The sequence below is a fragment of the Salinibacter altiplanensis genome (assembly GCF_002894645.1).
In the GTDB taxonomy this organism is placed as follows: Bacteria; Bacteroidota; Rhodothermia; order Rhodothermales; family Salinibacteraceae; genus Salinibacter; species Salinibacter altiplanensis.
On the sequence record NZ_NCQY01000002.1, the window covers coordinates 337,757 to 354,888 of the forward strand.

At 65.9% G+C, this 17,132-nt stretch carries 15 protein-coding genes and 1 tRNA gene; 11 read left to right on the top strand and 5 right to left on the bottom strand.

Annotation, left to right across the window (positions count from 1 at the left end; all coding sequences use genetic code 11):
- Positions 1-68: 68 nt before the first annotated feature.
- From B7R93_RS01545 to B7R93_RS01555, 3 genes are all read right to left on the bottom strand, one after another.
- Entirely contained in the window at positions 69-773 is a 705-nt protein-coding gene (locus B7R93_RS01545) for an ABC transporter ATP-binding protein (RefSeq protein WP_103019079.1), read from the bottom strand.
- 78 nt (positions 774-851) lie between these two features.
- Entirely contained in the window at positions 852-1,343 is a 492-nt protein-coding gene (locus tag B7R93_RS01550; RefSeq protein ID WP_103019080.1) for a four helix bundle protein, read from the bottom strand.
- A gap of 71 nt (positions 1,344-1,414) precedes the next feature.
- Positions 1,415-2,785 carry an efflux RND transporter periplasmic adaptor subunit gene (locus B7R93_RS01555; RefSeq protein ID WP_103019081.1) on the bottom strand — a complete coding sequence of 457 codons (1,371 nt, stop codon included), beginning with the start codon at positions 2,783-2,785 and terminating at the stop codon, positions 1,415-1,417.
- 283 nt (positions 2,786-3,068) lie between these two features.
- Here B7R93_RS01555 and B7R93_RS01560 point away from each other — a divergent pair, with 283 nt between their 5' ends.
- Together B7R93_RS01560 and B7R93_RS01565 are read left to right on the top strand one after the other, a co-directional pair.
- A complete protein-coding gene (locus B7R93_RS01560; protein ID WP_103019082.1) occupies positions 3,069-4,496 on the top strand; it encodes a sigma-54-dependent transcriptional regulator in 1,428 nt (475 codons plus the stop codon).
- An 88-nt stretch (positions 4,497-4,584) separates the two neighbouring features.
- Positions 4,585-5,934, top strand: coding sequence for a sensor histidine kinase (locus B7R93_RS01565; protein ID WP_157942150.1), 1,350 nt, complete (start codon positions 4,585-4,587; stop codon positions 5,932-5,934).
- 97 nt (positions 5,935-6,031) lie between these two features.
- Here B7R93_RS01565 and B7R93_RS01570 read toward each other — a convergent pair whose 3' ends face one another.
- Complete coding sequence (locus B7R93_RS01570; RefSeq protein WP_103019084.1) at positions 6,032-7,459, bottom strand: MATE family efflux transporter; 1,428 nt, start codon at positions 7,457-7,459, stop codon at positions 6,032-6,034.
- 321 nt (positions 7,460-7,780) lie between these two features.
- Here B7R93_RS01570 and B7R93_RS01575 point away from each other — a divergent pair, with 321 nt between their 5' ends.
- A complete protein-coding gene (locus B7R93_RS01575; protein ID WP_103019085.1) occupies positions 7,781-8,557 on the top strand; it encodes a slipin family protein in 777 nt (258 codons plus the stop codon).
- 409 nt (positions 8,558-8,966) lie between these two features.
- On the opposite strand, the gene B7R93_RS01580 is transcribed toward B7R93_RS01575, so the two are convergent.
- Positions 8,967-9,040 (bottom strand) — tRNA-Arg (locus tag B7R93_RS01580).
- A 136-nt stretch (positions 9,041-9,176) separates the two neighbouring features.
- On the opposite strand from B7R93_RS01580, the gene B7R93_RS01585 reads away from it, so the two are divergent.
- From B7R93_RS01585 to ansA, 8 genes are all read left to right on the top strand, one after another.
- Positions 9,177-10,181, top strand: coding sequence for a CPBP family intramembrane glutamic endopeptidase (locus tag B7R93_RS01585; RefSeq protein ID WP_232797900.1), 1,005 nt, complete (start codon positions 9,177-9,179; stop codon positions 10,179-10,181).
- 15 nt (positions 10,182-10,196) lie between these two features.
- The gene (locus tag B7R93_RS01590; RefSeq protein ID WP_103019086.1) at positions 10,197-10,577 is read left to right on the top strand and encodes a putative signal transducing protein; all 381 of its coding nucleotides are present in this window, start codon (positions 10,197-10,199) and stop codon (positions 10,575-10,577) included.
- Between the two features lie 47 nt (positions 10,578-10,624).
- Positions 10,625-11,443, top strand: coding sequence for a phosphatidate cytidylyltransferase (locus B7R93_RS01595; RefSeq protein ID WP_103019087.1), 819 nt, complete (start codon positions 10,625-10,627; stop codon positions 11,441-11,443).
- Positions 11,444-11,589: 146 nt separating this feature from the next.
- On the top strand, positions 11,590-11,790 hold the full coding sequence (locus B7R93_RS01600) for a hypothetical protein (protein WP_103019088.1): 201 nt from the start codon (positions 11,590-11,592) through the stop codon (positions 11,788-11,790).
- A 22-nt stretch (positions 11,791-11,812) separates the two neighbouring features.
- Positions 11,813-13,795 carry a DNA mismatch repair endonuclease MutL gene (gene mutL / locus B7R93_RS01605; RefSeq protein WP_232797901.1) on the top strand — a complete coding sequence of 661 codons (1,983 nt, stop codon included), beginning with the start codon at positions 11,813-11,815 and terminating at the stop codon, positions 13,793-13,795.
- 28 nt (positions 13,796-13,823) lie between these two features.
- A complete protein-coding gene (gene tilS, locus B7R93_RS01610; protein WP_103019089.1) occupies positions 13,824-15,230 on the top strand; it encodes a tRNA lysidine(34) synthetase TilS in 1,407 nt (468 codons plus the stop codon).
- Positions 15,231-15,292: 62 nt separating this feature from the next.
- A complete protein-coding gene (hpt, locus tag B7R93_RS01615; RefSeq protein ID WP_103019090.1) occupies positions 15,293-15,895 on the top strand; it encodes a hypoxanthine phosphoribosyltransferase in 603 nt (200 codons plus the stop codon).
- A 141-nt stretch (positions 15,896-16,036) separates the two neighbouring features.
- Positions 16,037-17,125 (top strand): asparaginase, encoded by a 1,089-nt coding sequence (ansA, locus tag B7R93_RS01620; protein WP_103019091.1) that lies wholly within the window; start codon positions 16,037-16,039, stop codon positions 17,123-17,125.
- The last annotated feature ends 7 nt before the right edge of the window (positions 17,126-17,132 follow it).

The window sequence follows — 17,132 nt, forward strand, 5'->3', positions numbered from 1 at the left end:
TTGGTGCTGACGTTGGACGACTCGGGTCGCAGCGGCCCTCTCTACAAGGACCGACCAGCATGGAGCCTCTACGCCCCAGGGTGCGCGGCGTACTCCTGCTCAATGAAGTTCTCGGAGACGACTTTGCCGTCGAACAGGTGGATGGTGCGGGCCGAGTACTCGGCGTCGGCGGGGGAGTGGGTCACCATCACAATGGTGGTGCCTGCCTCGTTGAGGTCCGAGAGCAGCTCCATCACCTGCGCGCCGTTGGTCGAGTCGAGGTTTCCGGTCGGCTCGTCGGCCAGGATGAGCTTCGGGTTGGCCACGACGGCCCGGGCCACGGCCACGCGCTGCTGCTGGCCGCCGGAGAGCTGTTGGGGAAAGTGGTCGCGGCGGTGGGCGATCTGGACGCGGTCGAGGGCCGCCTCCACGCGCTCATCGCGCTCCGCCGAGGGGATATCGAGGTAGAGGGGGGGCAGCTCCACGTTCTCGTAGACCGTGAGCTCGTCAATCAGGTTAAAGCTCTGGAAGACGAACCCGATGTTGCCCTTCCGCAGCTTGGCGCGCTGGCGCTCAGAGTGATCGCCCACTTCCTGCCCGTCGAATGCGTAGCGGCCCTCGGACGGGGTGTCGAGCAGGCCCAGAACATTCAGTAGGGTGGACTTCCCGCAGCCGGACGGGCCCATGACGGAGACGAACTCGCCGGCGTCGATCTCGACGTGGACGCCGTTGAGGGCCAAGGTCTCGACCTCGTCGGTGCGGTAGACTTTCTTGAGGTTTTCGGTCTGAATCATGGTGTGTTGGGGTTGGAGTGCTGGAGCGTTCGGGGGCTGGGGGAACTGAGTGATGAGATGCTGGGGGCCAAGGTTGACCTATTCCCTTTCAGGTGATGACGAACCGATGTCGACGTGGCGATCGGGGAGGGACCATTCGGGAGTGAATCCCCCGTCTGTCTCAAAGGGCAAAGTAGGCTCTTTCGCCTCCCCGGAGGAGTTTGGAATCGTACTCCGGACGTGCTTCAAGAGGCTGAGAATCATTCGCTGACAAACCTCGCTGTCCTCCTGAATTTCCTCAACCCGTTCACGGTACCCAACGTCCTGATCAAGGACGACATACGACAAACTCTTGACTTCGGCGGCAGAACTCTGCTCGTAATCCAGGAAGCGGATGAAGTCCTTCTTGTTGTACCGGGCAAATCCTTCGGCGATATTCGACATTGTAGAGACGGCCGCCCCTGTAAGCTGATCGCGCAGTCGATAGTCGTTGGAGACCCCTGATTCCTTGATCAGGTCATACACCTCACTCGTCAATTCGCGGGCTTTCTTCCAGCATCGGAGGTCCTCGAATCGCTCAATCTTTGGCATAGCAATTTGATCGACTTGGAATTGCGGTGCTCCTCAAATGAACACAACGATACCCAAACACACGAACACCGCTATTCCAGTGAGAGCCGGTCGGCATCCCCGAAGGAATCGTAGCTGCTCGTGATGACCTTGTCGCCGGGCTCCAGCCCGCCGAGCAGCTCGAAGTGGTTGGGGTTCTGGCGGCCGAGGCGAATGGGCTTTCGGACGGCATCGTCGCCGCTCTCGGTAAGCACGTAGGCCCAGTTGCCCCCGGTGCTCTGGTAGAAGCCGCCGCGGGCGAGGAGGGTCGCCGCTTTCGGCTGTCCGAGCTCCAGCTTCAGTCGTACGGTCTGCCCCCGGCGCACGGCGGGAGGGGAATCGCTCCCAAATGCCAGATCGACCTCAAACTGGCCGTTTTCCACCTCCGGATAGACCCGATCGATGGTAAGGGTGTGCGTCGTGTCCCCGAGGGCGTCGGTCGTGGCCGTTTGCCCGTGCCGCACGCGCTCGATGTAGAACTCGTCGATCTGGGCGCGCAGCTCGTAGCGGCCGATTTTGTCGACCTGACCGACGCGCGTGCCGGCGCCGATGATCTGCCCGAGCTCCGCGTTGAGCGAGGTCACCTGGCCGTCGATGGGAGCCTGTACCGTGAGGCTCTGGACGGCCTCCTGTATCGTCTCGTAGCGATCGTCGAGCCGCTGCTGCTGACTGCGCTGCTGGTCGAGCCGAGTCTGGTACGTGAGCGAGTCCTGCCGGTAGGCCGAACGGGTGAGCGCCAGCCGCCGCCGCTGGTATTGCAGGTCGTCTCGAGTCTGCTCGAACTGTTGGTCCGCGATCAGGTCCTGCTCGTGGAGCTGCTTTTGGCGTCGGTGCTGCCGCTCCAGTTGCCGGACCTGATTCCGGATCTGTGCCAGGTCCCGCTGCAACCCGAGTCGCCGTTGCTCCATGTCCATCCGAATCTGCTGCATGCGGCTCCGTTGCTCGGAAAGCCGGGCCTCCGTGCGGGCCAGTTGGAGGCGCAGGTCGTTGTTCGAGAGCCGCAGGATGGGCTCTCCTTTCTCAACCATCGTCCCTTCTTCGAGGTAAATCTCCTCGACCCGCCCCCCCTCCACGGCCCCGAGATACACGGTCTGCTCCGGAACGGCCGTGCCCGTGACGGCGATAAATTCCTGAAAGTCGTCCTGTTGCACTGTCGAGACCGTTACCTTGTCGCGGTCTACGTTGTAGACTTGCCCGCCCGTGGCGGTCGTCCACACGCCATACGCCAGCGCCCCAAGGGCCAGCACCACCGCCACACCGATCCCGATGCGCCGGGGCGTGAAGAGGGACGTCTCAATCTTCCGGTCGATGCCTTCCCCCGTGCCTCCGGAGGAGTGTGGACCGCCGCCTATCAGGGGAGAGCCGGACGAGGACGATTCATCGGAAGAGGCGCCGTTGGTGGACGTGGAGTCCTGAGGAACCATAAATGCAAAAGGGGTGGGCGACACACAATGCTACGGGCAGGCATCACTGCAAGAACATGCCGTGCAACGGACGTTCCACCACTGGCAGGTGGCCTCTGGCGCCGAGAATCGACGATGGGAACGGGGGCAGTGTGCGGATCCGCACGGCTGGATGTGCGCAATCGCCCGTTGGTCGACGGGGCCCCACTGTCGAGGGGGACGAAAAGAGAAACCATCTGCGGGCCGCTGCGCTTCACAGATCATGGCCCCCAATGCACTCCTACACTCACGTCTCGGCGTCTCCATGCCTGCCCCCGCCGCGTCCGCCCTCACCAAGACCGACGGTCGGGTTCTCGTCGTCGACGACAACCGGGATGTGCTCACGGCGCTTCGGCTTCTGCTCAAAGAGCACGTGGGCGCGGTCCATACGACCATCGATCCGTCGTCCATCCCGTCGCTCCTCCGTGACAACGAGTACGACACGATCCTGCTGGACATGAACTTCCAGCAGGACGCCTCCAGCGGGCGGGAGGGCTTCGAGTGGCTCGACACAATTCAGGAGATCGATCCGCAGGCCGTGGTCGTCATGATCACGGCCTACGGCGACGTGGAGAAGGCTGTGCGCGCCATGAAGGCCGGGGCCGCGGACTTCATCGTGAAGCCGTGGACCGACCCGGAGCTGGTGGCCAGCGTGCAGGCGGCGATCAAACTGCATCAGACCCGTGCGGTGGCGGAGTCGAGGAACGCCGCCCGGGATGCCGGGCCCGATGTGTCCACGGAGGTGGGAGAGGAGTCGCCCGGGTTCGAAGGAATTGTGGGGTCGAGTGCCGAGATGCAGTCGGTCTTCGATCTCATTGAGAAGGTGGCCGCGACGGAGGCCAACGTGCTTATCCTCGGGGAGAACGGCACGGGGAAAGAGCTCGTGGCCCGTGCGGTGCATCGTCGCTCCGAGCGAGACGACGCGAGATTTGTGACGGCGGACCTCGGGGCCCTCCGTTCGTCCCTCTTCGAGAGCGAGCTGTTCGGGCACGTGGAGGGAGCCTTTACCGGGGCCGATGCGGACCGGACCGGGCGGGTTGAGGCAGCGGATGGGGGGACGCTCTTTCTCGACGAGATTGGCAACATTCCGATGGAGCTGCAGAAGAAGCTCCTTACCGTGCTGCAGCGCCGCGAGGTGACGCGCGTGGGGGACGTGGAGGCGCGGCCCGTCGACATCCGGCTGGTGTGCGCCACGAACCAGCCGATTTACGACGCAATGGACGACGGCGATTTCCGGCAAGACCTCCTGTTCCGCATCAATACGGTCGAGATTGAGCTTCCGCCGCTGCGCGAGCGGGGCGATGACGTGGGGCTCCTGGCACGGCATTTCCTCACCGAATATGCCGACAAGTACGACGCCGCGACGACCGGCTTTACCGACGAGGCGCGCTCGGCCCTGCAGCAGTACCACTGGCCCGGCAACGTGCGGGAGCTGAAGCACACCGTGGAACGGGCCGTCATCCTCAGCGAGTCCTCCGAAATTATCCCCGATGACCTCCGCTTCTCAGCCCCTTCGCCCGAATCGTCGTCCGAGTCCGACGACGCCTTCGAGAGCCTCGACCTCGACGACCTGGAGCAGAAGGCCGTCCGGCAGGCGCTCAGCAAGCACGGCGGCAACGTGAGCCAGGCCGCCGAGGAGCTGGGCATCTCCCGCCGCGCCCTCTACCGCCGGATTGAGAAGTACGGATTGTAAGTATGTGCGTTTGGGTATGCGGGCGTGTCGATCGGCGTGCTCATACGCTCACCTACTGACGCTCACACCCTCAGATCTCCACACCCAGATGCACAGGCGCTTCCGCGTACAGGTGGCCTTCCGAGTCGCGGTAATCGCGGCCCTCGTGGCGGGGGCGGCGTACCTTGTGCTGGGCCTGCGGCTCTACCTGCCCGGGGGGCTTTTGGGGGCGTGTGCCATCCCCGTTGCCGTCTCGCTGGTGCGCTACGTCGAGAAGACCACGCGCGACCTCACTCGTTTTTTGGAGTCGGTGCGCTACGCGGACTTTACCCGCCGGTTCACGACCGACGGGCGGGGGCCCGTCTTCGAGGACCTGCGCGATGCCTTTGAGGATGTGACGGCCGAGTTTCGGCGGCTGCGGGCGGAAAAGGAACGGCAGGTGCAGTACCTACAGCAGGTGGTACAGCACCTCGGGGTGGCCCTCATCACGTATCAGGACGACGGGGAGGTGGAGACGATGAACACGGCCGCCCGGCGTCTCCTCCGCACCGGTCCCATCCGGCACGTGGAGGCGCTGGAGCGGGTGAGCGACGAGCTGGCCGAGACGCTCCGTACGCTCGACTCCGGCGAGCAGGCCATGGTGCGGGTCGAGGAGGAGGACCGGACGCTTCAGCTGGCCGTCCGGGTGAGCCGGTTTCAGCTTCAGGGAGAGCCCCACGCCCTCGCCTCGATCCAGGACCTGCGTAACGAGCTGGAGGAGAAGGAGATGGAGGCGTGGCAGCAGCTGACGAGCGTGCTCACCCACGAGATCATGAACTCGGTGGCCCCGATCTCGTCGCTCGCCTCCACTGCCTCCCGCCGCCTCCGGGTCGGTGAGAGAAACGGCACGATTAGTGCCGACCAGGCCACCGATGCCCGAGAGGCGGTCAACACGATCGAGCGGCGCAGCGAGGGCCTCATGAACTTCGTCGACGCCTACCGAAGCTTCACCGACATCCCGGCGCCCGAGTTTGAAGTGCTTGATGCAGAGGGGCTCCTCTCCGATGTGGAGGACCTGCTGCGTGCCCAGATCGAAGAGCAGAACCTCGCGGTTGCGGTCTCGGTCGCCCCCTCCGGACTTACCCTTTCCGCGGATCCAGACCTGCTGGACCAGTTGCTCATCAACCTGGCGCTAAACGCTGTGCAGGCCCTCGAAGAAGACCCTGGAACTGGTCAGGGCCGGATCGAGCTCCGCGCGTTCGTCGACCGACGGAGTCGCCCCGTGATCCAGGTAGAGGACAATGGCCCCGGCATTCCCGACGACGTGCAGGAGAAGATCTTCGTTCCGTTCTTCACCACGAAGGAGGAGGGGTCTGGGATTGGCCTCAGCCTGTCGCGCCAGATCATGCGCCTGCACGGCGGCCGTCTCTCGGTCCGCTCGACGGAGGGGGACGGGGCCGTGTTTACCCTCCGATTTTAGGAATAGGTCTTCCCGAAGGAGTCCCGGCATCGAGAAGTGGGCGCGGGGAAAGGAGGCTGTGGCCCGTGGCACGTGAGGCGTGACTTGCATCATCCCCTCACGCGCTGCCCACCGCCGCCTCCCGGTTTCGTCGGCTGATGAGCTTCCACTGCTCCGTCTGGAAGCGGTAGTAGATGACCGCGGCGGGCACGGCCGTCTCGGCGAACAGGGTGCCGTAGAGCCCCCAGATGCCGAACGACGTGACGGCCCCGAGGTAGGCCAGGGGGAGGGCGAAGACGAAGAGGCCCAATAGCTGGCCGTAGAAGGGCCATGTGGTGTCGCCACTGGCGCGGAGCGGTCCCATTGCGCCATTCATGACGCCCCAACACAGCACGCTCACACAGGCGGCCCGGATGAGGGCCGTCGTGGGGGCCTGCACGGCGCCGTCGGCGACGAAGAGGGCACTGATCGGATCGGCCACAATGAAGACGGCGGCTCCGACCAGGGCATAGGTCGCGACGGTGAAGCGAAGGGTGTCGCGGGCGTAGCCGTCGGCGTCCTGCTCGTGGCCCGCGCCGAGCGACTGGCCGACGAGGCTGCTGGAGGCGAGCCCGAAGCCCCACCCGGGTGTGTTCATGAGGGCGCGGACGCGGAGCGCGACCACGAAGGCGGCCACCATGTTGGGCCCGTAGAGGCCCACGATGGCGAGCAGGGGAAACTGGCCGCCGTTCTGAGCGACCTTCCGCAGGGCGAGGGGGGTCGAGATGCGAGCGAGGTGACGGGCGTCCGCCGCGTCCCAGTAGGGCGCGGACCAGTTGATCTGGACGGGCAGGGAACCCACAACCGGAAGGCGCCCTGCGGTGAGCCCCCATCCGAGGAGAAGCACGCCGCCGATGCTCCCGAGAACCGTGCCCAGGGCCGCCCCGACCACGCCCAGGTCAAAGACAAAGATAAAGACGGCGTTCAGCCCCACGTTGATCACCGCGCCCCCGGCCCGCACGATCATGGGCGTCCAGGCATCGTCGGCCCCGATGAGGGTGCGGCTTCCGATCAGGTTGAGGGCCGCGAAGGGCATCGCCAGGCTTGCAACGCGCAGGTAGCGGGTGCCGTACTGGATGGCTTCCTCGCCCGTCCCGATGAGGCGAATGAGCGGCTCCGGAAGCGTCCAGAACACGAGGACGAGGGGCAATGTCACCAGGAGGGCGGCCCCCACGCTCACCTTCACCGCCCGGTCGATGTCGTCGTGCCGCCCGGCCCCGTACCGCTGCGAGACGAGGCTGATCGTTCCGCCGGCGATGCCGCCCCCGAGCATGTACGTCATCGTCCAGTAGGGCACCCCGTAGCCCACCCCCGCGATGGCCGCCGGGCCCACGGTCATCCCCACCATCGCTACGTCGGCCGTTGCCTTCGACATGCGCGCCAGGCCTGTCAGGATGCGGGGCCAGGCCAGGTCCGCAATCCGCTTCGCCCGCGAGGCCGCGATGAGTTGCCAATGGGCGAGGAGGCGCCCGATGCCCTCGACGGTGGCGCGGATGGGATTTGGCACAGAGACGAATCGGAACGGAAAAACAGCGTGGACGGTCCCAACACCTACACGGATGGCGTGTCGGGGAAAGGAGGCACTTGTAAGGCAGAGGGGTTGTTCGGGGGAGTCCATCGGAGCGGGGGCTCAGCCCCAGGAATAACTGATTTCTACCATTCCCCTTACGTGCTCTTGACCTGCGGGCCTGCCGGCGTCCACCGCCCTTGGGCTCGAAACCCCAATCGACGGGAATGTGAGACGAATGAAATTGCCTTCATCAATCGGGAGAGGGACGCGTTACGGCACCGCGTCTTGTAGTCTTTGTTTGCTCCAGTGTCCCTCCCAATGCTGCTTTTCTATCTTCTGGCCGCCCTCGCCCTCGTTGTGATTGGTGCTGTCGTACGCACCTTCAAGGTCGTGAAGGAGTACGAGCGCGGCGTCAAATTTATGCTCGGCCAGTTCGTGAAGGTGATGAAGCCGGGCCTCGGCACGGTCATCCCACTGATTCAGTCGTGGGAACGGGTCGACATGCGCGTGAAGGCGGTCGACGTGCCGCGGCAGGAGAGCATCACCCGCGACAACGTGACCGTCGAGATCGACGCCGTCATCTACTACCAGGTGCGGGATGCAGAGAAGGCCATTCTGGAGGTCGAGGAGTACATGTACGCCACGCAGCAGTTGGCACAGACCACCATGCGCAACATCGTTGGGGAGGTGGACCTCGACGCGCTGCTGGCCGAGCGGGAGCGCATCTCCCGGCAGATCCGTGAGATTATCGACGAGGCCACCGACCCGTGGGGCATCGCGGTGCAGTCGGTGGAGCTCAAAGACATCGTCCTGGCGGAGAACATGAAGCGCGTGATCGCCCGGCAGGCCGAGGCCGAGCGAGAGCGCCGGGCCGTCACGATTCAGGCGGAGGGCGAGCTGGAGGCGGCCCAAAACATGGCCGATGCGGCCAGCACCCTCAACCAGGAAGAGGGTGCCCTGCACCTCCGCACGCTGCAAACGCTCAACAGCCTCAGCAGTGACGACTCAAACACCGTCATCTTCGCCGTGCCCACGGAGGCGCTGCGGGCCCTGGAGAAAATTGGGGCAGATGGGCCGGACGAGAGCAGTCCCTAGCGGGAACCAGAGAAATGAAGAGACCGCCGGCCGTAACTGAGGTCCCGATCTACTGACAGTGCCCCTGGGGGCACCTCCTGCGACGACCGGGGCACTTTGATCTTGGGGCACCAGGCTTTCCACCGTTTTGCCACAGGCGGCCTGTTTGCCACCGCATTATACCAAATGCCGACGGTCATTGTGCACATTTGTGTGGATGATACGGGAAGAGAACGTCGCGAGGCGCGCCTCGCGACGGGCCTTCCGAGACGTCCCAGAGCCATCCGGTGCATGGTGATCCCTCGCAACTGGTATTACCACCAAAACGGAGGCAAGCTGCAACAAACGTGTTGCAACGCGGCCCAACAGAAAACGCCGATTCCAGGCCACAGGGCCCGGAATCGGCGTCCAAATGCTGCTTAGAGCCATGTACGCTCGGGAGGATTCGAACCCCCGGCCTTCGGTACCGGAAACCGATGCTCTGTCCGACTGAGCTACGAGCGCAACTCTGAAAACGACACTACAGTGTTCGGAAGACGCCCCGAAGTGTTCCTGCAAAGAATCGGCAAAGGGGCAAACAGGAGGGGGCGCCGTACTTTCAAGGCGCCGCTAGCCTTTCTCCCCTTGGGCCTTCCAGGTCGTGGCCGCTTCCTCCTCTGTCCCCGGCAGTGTTCTGTTCGATCCGTGGCACCGACGGGGGCGCCTTCCGCTGGACGGCCCGTTGGAACGGGCGTCGGTAGGGCGGCCCACCCTCAGTTTTGTGACGGGCCTGTTGGGCCTCGGGGCTGCGTTTCTGTTGTTTCAGTTTCTCCTCACCCCCATCGCGCTCCTGACTCAGATTGCGCTGGCGGAGGGGGGACTGTCGATGAAGGTGTTTCAGAATCCGGAGCGGCTGGTGGCGTCCTACACACAGGAGTTGCTGATCAGCAACAGCATCGGGCAGGTGGTGGGGCTGGCGGGGCCGGCGCTGCTGGCGGCGCGGCTGCACTCGTCCGAATGGGCGGCGTACCTGCGCCTGCGGGGCGTGGACGGGCGGCTCCTGGCGCTGGCCCTGGTCGGGATCGTGGGGCTGCAGCCCGTGACGCAGTGGCTGGCGGAGCTCAATCGGGCGCTGCCCCTGCCGGAGTCCCTCCGGGTGATGGAGCAGTCGCAGCTGGAGCTAATTCGGAGTGTGTTGGAGAGTGACTTGGGGCTTCTCTTCAACGTCACGATGCTGGCGCTCGTGCCCGGTGTGTGTGAAGAACTGCTGTTCCGTGGCTATGCCCAGCGACAGTTTGAGCGTGCCGCCGGGCCGGTCGGCGGAATTCTCTTGGCCGGGGGGCTCTTCGGACTGTATCACCTTCGCCCCTCGCAGGCCCTTCCGCTGACTGTGCTCGGGCTGTACATGGCCTACCTCGTGTGGCGCACAGGCAGCCTCGTGCCGGCCGTGCTGGTCCACATTGTGCACAACGGCCTCGCCGTTGCCGGGGCCCGGTACGTGGAGACGCATCCCGACTATACAGTCCGTGTGCTTGAACGGACCTCCATGCCCTGGTCCCTGGTGGGACTCGGGTTCGTCATTGTGGGAGGTGTTCTCTATGTTATGCACTCCCTCGCTTCACGCATCCGCGATCCCGAACGTGGGACGGAGCGCTCTTCTCCTTGATCGTGTCTACACCCCATGAGTTCGCACGAGAATTGGGCGAGCGTCTTCCGGACCAGCACCGACTACGAAGCCGACCTCGTTCGGGATCGGCTTGACGACAGCGGCATTCCGGCCGTCGTGCTGACCCAGCGCGACCATGCGTTCAACCTCACCGTCGGCGACCTTGCTTCGGTGCGCGTGATGGTGCCGCCGGGACAGGCCGACCGGGCGGCGTCGCTGTTGGAGGAGCAGCTTTCGGACAAGGAACTGGAGGCGGCGGCCCTGGATGCGGACCCTGATGCGTCCCCGGCCAATCCCCCCGATCAAGACTCAAAGCTCGACTCCGGGCACGAGCACATGGACCTGGGGCCGCCCGACGAGGATTGGGAGGACGCCGCCGACAACTCGTCGGCGTAGGGGGAGAGGATCGACGCCATGGAGTGGACTGACTGCGCTGCGTTCCCGTGAGCAACAACCTTCGCCGGATCGTCACGGCCCTCTTGGCGGCGCCGGTCGTGCTGGGACTGGCCTATCTGGGGAGCTGGTGGTTTGCGGGCCTGGTCGCCGGCATCGGGCTGTTGGGACAGCGGGAGCTCTACCGGATGGCCCGCCAGGGAGGCGCATGGCCTCAACGAGTGTGGGGAGGGGTTGTGGGGGGGCTCCTCGTGGTCACGTTCCTGCGGCCGGCCCTCTGGCCCGTTGGGGCAGCAGTCTTGCTGCTCTTCGTCGTGGCCGCGCCGCTCCTGGTGTCGCAGGAGCAGTTTCTGTTTAGCTTCACGGTGACGCTCGCGGGTGCCGTGTACCCGACCGGCCTGCTTGGAAGTCTCATCTGGCTTCGAGAGGCCCGAAATGCGACCGTCGGCGACAAAGAGGCGTTCTGGCTCGTCGTGTTCGTACTGGTGGTGGTGTGGGCGACGGACGTGGCGGCCTACTACGTCGGCAAGACCCTCGGGCGGCGTCCCCTCGCTCCGTCCATCTCCCCGAACAAGACGTGGGAGGGCACGCTCGGGGGCTTGGGGGCGGCCCTGATCGTCGGCCTTGTGCTCAAGCTGACCGTCGTGGACCTCCTCGCCTGGACCCATGTGGTCGCTCTGATCGGGATTGGAGGGGGAGTCAGCCAACTCGGGGATCTGCTAGAGAGCAAGCTGAAGCGCTCGGTGGCGGTCGACGATTCGAGCCAGCTCCTGCCGGGCCACGGCGGGATGCTGGACCGGTTCGATGCGATGGCCGTGGCGGCCCCGCTCAGCGTGCTCTACCTCCACCTGGTTGCGGGCCTGGTCTAGCGTCCGGTTGTACGCCGGGAACAGAGCCGCGAATGGGCGCGAGAGGGACGGCCTGAGAGGGGCCAGACACCGGTCTATAGGAACGACGGCTCCGACCGTTCTGTTCAGAATGGCGCACGTTTTCCTGACACGCAGCCGACACGCCCATGGGTTTGTTCAGTGCCGGGCGTGGGCCCCGGTCGTTCGACTATCGGCCTCGCCACCACGACCCGGAGGAGGAGGACGACCGCGACATCCGGCGGCGGATGAAGTCCCGCCGCGCTCAGGAAGCCCAGCGCAGCCCGCTCAGCCTGCTGTTCTTCCTGGCCCTGCTGTTTCTCACGGTACTCCTTTACTACTCGCTGTAAATTTTCGCAGTCCGTCCGCGCCGTGTCCGACGAGTCCGCCCCATCCGAGGGCCTCATTGAGGTGATGTCCGACCGCCTTGCCAACCAGATCGCGGCGGGCGAGGTGGTGCAGCGGCCCGCCTCGGTGGCGAAGGAGCTGGTCGAGAATGCCCTGGATGCGGGGGCCTCATCGGTGGAGGTGCTCCTGAAAGATGCAGGGAGCACCCTCGTACAGGTCATCGACGACGGGTGTGGGATGGGGCCGGGGGACGCGGAGCGCTGCTTCGAGCGACACGCCACCAGCAAGCTCCGCTCGGTAGACGACCTGGAGCGCATTCGGACGCTCGGGTTTCGGGGAGAGGCCCTCGCGTCGATCGCCGCCGTCTCGCAGGTGACGCTGAAGACCAAGCGGGTGGAGGACGAGGCGGGGAGCCTGGTTCGGGTCGAGGGGGGAGAGCCGGTGGAAAAACGTCCCTGCGCGATCCCGAGCGGCACCTCCGTGGCGGTCCGCAACCTGTTCTTCAATGTGCCGGCCCGGCGCAACTTTCTGAAGACCCCGGCGACCGAGCTGAAGCACCTCTCGCAAACCGTCCAGTCTCTGGCCCTGGCCAACCCCGACACGGCGGTCCGTCTGGAGCACGACGGCCACGAGCACTACGACCTGCCCGCGGCCCGAAATGACGGCTGGCAAACGGCCACCCGGGCCCGCATTCTCGGCCTCTTCGGCAGCGACCACGAGGGCGAATTGGTGGCGGTCGAAGATGAATCGAGTGACCTCAGGCTGCGCGGGTTCGTGGGGGCGCCGTCCTTTCACCGAAAGACGCGGGGGGAGCAGTTCTTGTTCGTGAACGGCCGGGCCGTCACAGATCGGTACCTGAGCCACGCGGTCAAGAAGGCGTACGGCGAACTGGTGCCAGATGGGGCATTTCCGTTCTTCGCGCTCTTTCTGGCGATGAACCCGGAGCGGGTGGACGTGAATGTCCATCCGCAGAAGGAGGAGGTGAAGTTCGACGATCAGAGCGGCATCTACGGGTTCTTGCGGAGTGCGGTGCGGAGGGCCCTGGGGCGCGTGCACGTGTCGCCGCAGATGAACGACGGGGGAGAAGACAAGACGGAGCGTGGAGCGGACGCCCCCGGTTCCGACGAGGAGGACGCAGGCGGCCCCGCATCTCCGGTGCTGGGCGATGGCACCTCCTCTTCACGGCCCCCGCCGACGTCTTTTCAGCCGCGGCAGTCGTCCGGAGGCGGATCGGAACGTTCGTCTGCCGGGCCGTCCGCTCGCCCCTCCAGGTCGGAGGGTGCTTCTCCATCGGCGTCGCCGGGGGATCGGTCCGATACGCTCTACCATCCTCCGGACGCGCCCGACGAGGCTTCCTCGGAGGACGCCCTGCCCTCGTCCCCTCAGCGAGAGACAAGATCGTCTCCGACCCCTGCCTCCAACGACGGGGCGGAGCGCTCGGGCCCGCGTCCGGTCTGGGGGCTGCACGACACCTACGTCGTGACGCCGACGGAAACGGGAATCATGCTCGTCGACCAGCGCGCGGCGCACGTTCGTGTGCTCTACGAGCGAGCCCGGGCGCATCTCCGCGACCAGCAGGGGGCGTCTCAGCGCCTGCTCTTTCCACACACCGTGGAGCTGTCTCCCGCCGAGATCGAGCTGCTGAACGAGTTGCGGACGGACCTCGATGCGCTTGGGTTTGAGCTGGAGCGCCTCAGTGGACGAACCGTGTCGGTGCGGGGCGTGCCGACCGACGTGCCGGACGGCAACGAAGATACGATCCTGGAGGAGCTCCTGGAGCAGTACCAGTCCGCTCAGAATGCCGTCGAGGATGAGCGCCGTGAGCACCTCGCGAAAACGATGGCCCAGCGGAGTGCCGTGGGCCGAGGGCAGTCGTTGTCGGAGGAGGAGCGCCGAGCCCTTCTCCACGACCTGTTCGACTGCGAAATGCCCTACGCCGACCCCACCGGCACGCCCACAATCGTTAAGTTTTCGATGGAGGAATTGGCCGACCGCTTCGGCCGGTAGGTCGTTTTTCCCACGAGCCTGTAGCCCGATGTCACACACGCTCGTTGACACGGTTGCGGCGTTCAGCGAACGGTACGCCCTGCTGGACGATGAACCGATACTGGTGGCCGCAAGCGGCGGTGTGGACTCGATGACGTGTCTCTCTGTGCTCCGGCACCTGGGCGTCGACGTGCACGCCCTCCACGCCAACTACGGGCTGCGGGCCGGGGCCGATGCGGACGAAGCTCTGGTGCGCCGGTGGTGCAGCGACCAGTCGCCCCCGGTGCCGCTCTCCGTAGTGGCGCTGGATGCTGAACGCCGGGTCGCCTCCAACGACGAGTCGCTTCAAGAAGCCGCCCGTCGACTGCGCTACGACGCCCTCGCCGATCACGCCGCAGAGATTGGGGCGGCCGCCGTGGCGACGGGGCATCACCGCGACGACCAGGCCGAGACGCTTCTCCTCAACCTCGTTCGCGGGAGCGGGCCGGAGGGGCTCGCCGGGATGCGGCCTGCACGGCTCCTCAAGGCCGATTCGTCCGTTCTCCTCGTTCGTCCCCTTCTGAACGTCCGACGGGCCGCCATCGAGTCCTACGCCGACGCCATCGGACTTCCGTGGCGGACCGATCCGACCAACCGCCGTCACGACTACGACCGCGGTGTGGTGCGGACCGACATTCTTCCCCGACTGGAGTCTCACTTCGAGGGCGCGACCGACGCCCTGGCCCGCTCGGCGGATCTCATGCAGGAGTACGTCGACCAGGCCCTCCGTCCCGGCCTGAATCAGCGGATGTCACAGGCGTACACGGGCTGCGAGGCGGGCGGGGCCCTGTCCGTTGCGGTCCTGCGTGCAGAGCCGTCCGTCTGGCGACGGCGCCTTCTTCTGGAGGCCCTGCGCCGCACGCTGCCCGCTGCACCCTACTCCCGGGCGGTGGCCGAAGAGCTGGAGTCCCTCGTGGAGGCACAGGTGGGCAAGCGCGTCGAAGTGGGGGCGGGCACCGTCTGGCGGGAGCGTGGGCAGCTGCGCTTCGTGCCCGGCGCCGCCACGCACGCCCCGGCCTCGCCCACGCCTGTTGAGTGGGGAACGCCGGTGTCCATTCCCCAGGGCCGTCTCCGGGTGGAGCTGTGTGACGAGCGGCCCGCGTCGCTGGCGTCCGGCACGCCGCACGTTGCCTACGCCGACGCGGACCGGCTGGGGACGGCGCCCACGGTGCGTCCTTGGGCGGATGGCGACCGCATCCGGCCGCTGGGGCTGGACGGGACCAAGCCGGTGAGCGACCTCCTCACCGAAGCCCGTGTGCCCCCTCACGACCGAGGGCAGGTGTCTGTGTTGTGCGGGAACGACCGCATTGCCTGGGTGGTGAGCCACCGGCTCGCGCACCGGGTCCGCGTGCGACCGGAAACCGACCGGGTGGCCCGGCTTGTCCTCCGTCCGCATGAAAACCCCTCGGACAATTGACACTCTTCGGGGCCGCCGCCTAGCTTAGATTGTCGTGCTTACGCTTTGCTTTCTTTCCATCGATGGCCCTAGACATGCCCACTACGCGTGACCTCTTGGAGACCCCCGTCCAGCCCACCGACGCCGCCGTTACCGTGCAGGGGGACCGCTTTCGGCGATACCTGTTGGCCGAGCGGATTCAGGAGCGGGTTGCCGAGATGGGACAGGCCATTGCGCGTGACTACGCCACCACCACCCCCATCCTCGTGAGCGTCCTGAACGGAGCGTTCATGTACACCGCGGACCTGATGCGGGCCATCGACACGGACTGTGAGATCGACTTTATTAAGCTCTCCTCGTACGGGGACGAGAAGGTCTCGAGCGGAGAGGTGCGGGAGCTCAAAAGTGTCGACGCCGACCTTGAGGGCCGCGACGTGGTCGTGGTGGAGGACATCGTGGACACGGGATTGTCGATGGACTTCATGAAGCGCCGTCTCGCGGAGCACAACCCGGCGTCCCTCCGGGTGTCGACGCTGCTTCACAAGCCCACGGCGACGGAGCCGAACCTCACGCTCGACTACGTCGGCTTCCGCATTCCGGACCTCTTCGTGATCGGCTACGGGCTCGACTACGGCCAGCTCGCCCGCAACCTCTCCGACATTTACATTCTCGACGAGGAGGGATGAGGGGCCCCGGAGCACGGATCGGCACAGATGCTCCACTGAGAATTGTACGGGCTTGCCGACGGAGGGAAGAGACGGGTCCGTGGGGCCGTGTCGGTGCGCGCTCTTCGTCCAAACGTCCTCTTGCATTGCGTTGCTGGTTTGATGGCCGAATCGTCGCCCCGCATTCTCGTGGTCTACACTGGGGGCACCGTTGGCATGGTGGAAAGCGAGGAGGGCTACGTGCCGGGGGCCGGTACCCTGGAGGCCCTCATGGACCAGCGGGCCTCGTTTCAGTCGGAGGACGTGCCCGACTACGACGTGCATGCGTTCGATCCGCTGCTCGATAGCGCGAACATGACGCCGGACGACTGGCTCCAGATCGCAGAGGCGATTCGGTCGCGCTTTGAGGCGTACGACGGCTTCCTGGTCGTCCATGGGACGGACACGATGGCGTTTACGGCCTCGGCGCTCGCCTTCATGCTGCACCCCCTCGACAAGCCGGTGCTCCTGACTGGGGCCCAGCTGCCGCTCGACGAGACGCGGACCGACGCGCAAGGCAACCTGCTCACGTCCCTGCTGCTCCTCGGTACCCACGCCGACCGGATGGGTGGGGTGCACGTGTTCTTTCACAATCGCCTCTATCGCGGCCCCCGCGTGACGAAGGTGAACGCCGATGCGTTTTCGGCCTTCGACTCCCCGAACTTTCCCGCCGTGGGCACGGCCGGGATCGACCTCGACGTGGAGTGGGAGCGGATGCCGGCGCCGCACCACCCGCCCCGCACGCCCGTCGTGACGGAGCTCGGGGCCGCGACCGTCTCGGCGTTTCGGCTCTTCCCGGGGCTGGGGGTGGCGTCCCTGAAAAATGTGCTGGCCCCGCCGGTGCAGGGCGTCGTACTGGAGTGCTTCGGGGCTGGCAACGCCCCGGCACAAAACGAGGCGTTTCTCGACGCCCTCCGGACGGCGACCGACCGGGGCGTCGTCATCGTGGCGGTGACGCAGCCGCTGCGCGGCACGGCGGACCTTGACCTCTACGCCACCGGGCAGGCCCTGGCGAACGTAGGGGTGGTGAGCGGCTACGACATGACGACGGAGGCGGCACTGGCCAAGCTGTACTACCTCTTCGAACAGGACCACGCGCCCGACGAGGTGCGTCGTCTCGTTCAGCGCAACCTTCGGGGCGAGCTGACGCCCCCGGACGAGGTGCCGCCCGCCCTGGGCCGCACGCGGCGCCGCCTGGCCGGCTATCGATGACGACTCG

Coding starts and splice junctions, on each gene's coding strand:
- B7R93_RS01575 (WP_103019085.1), top strand. CDS start 7,781: ATGCTGCTTTTCTATCTTCTGGCCGCCCTCGCCCTCGTTGTGATTGGT.
- B7R93_RS01600 (WP_103019088.1), top strand. CDS start 11,590: ATGGGTTTGTTCAGTGCCGGGCGTGGGCCCCGGTCGTTCGACTATCGG.
- B7R93_RS01590 (WP_103019086.1), top strand. CDS start 10,197: ATGAGTTCGCACGAGAATTGGGCGAGCGTCTTCCGGACCAGCACCGAC.
- tilS (WP_103019089.1), top strand. CDS start 13,824: ATGTCACACACGCTCGTTGACACGGTTGCGGCGTTCAGCGAACGGTAC.
- B7R93_RS01560 (WP_103019082.1), top strand. CDS start 3,069: ATGCCTGCCCCCGCCGCGTCCGCCCTCACCAAGACCGACGGTCGGGTT.
- B7R93_RS01565 (WP_157942150.1), top strand. CDS start 4,585: ATGCACAGGCGCTTCCGCGTACAGGTGGCCTTCCGAGTCGCGGTAATC.
- ansA (WP_103019091.1), top strand. CDS start 16,037: ATGGCCGAATCGTCGCCCCGCATTCTCGTGGTCTACACTGGGGGCACC.
- B7R93_RS01545 (WP_103019079.1), bottom strand. CDS start 773: ATGATTCAGACCGAAAACCTCAAGAAAGTCTACCGCACCGACGAGGTC.
- B7R93_RS01550 (WP_103019080.1), bottom strand. CDS start 1,343: ATGCCAAAGATTGAGCGATTCGAGGACCTCCGATGCTGGAAGAAAGCC.
- B7R93_RS01555 (WP_103019081.1), bottom strand. CDS start 2,785: ATGGTTCCTCAGGACTCCACGTCCACCAACGGCGCCTCTTCCGATGAA.
- hpt (WP_103019090.1), top strand. CDS start 15,293: ATGGCCCTAGACATGCCCACTACGCGTGACCTCTTGGAGACCCCCGTC.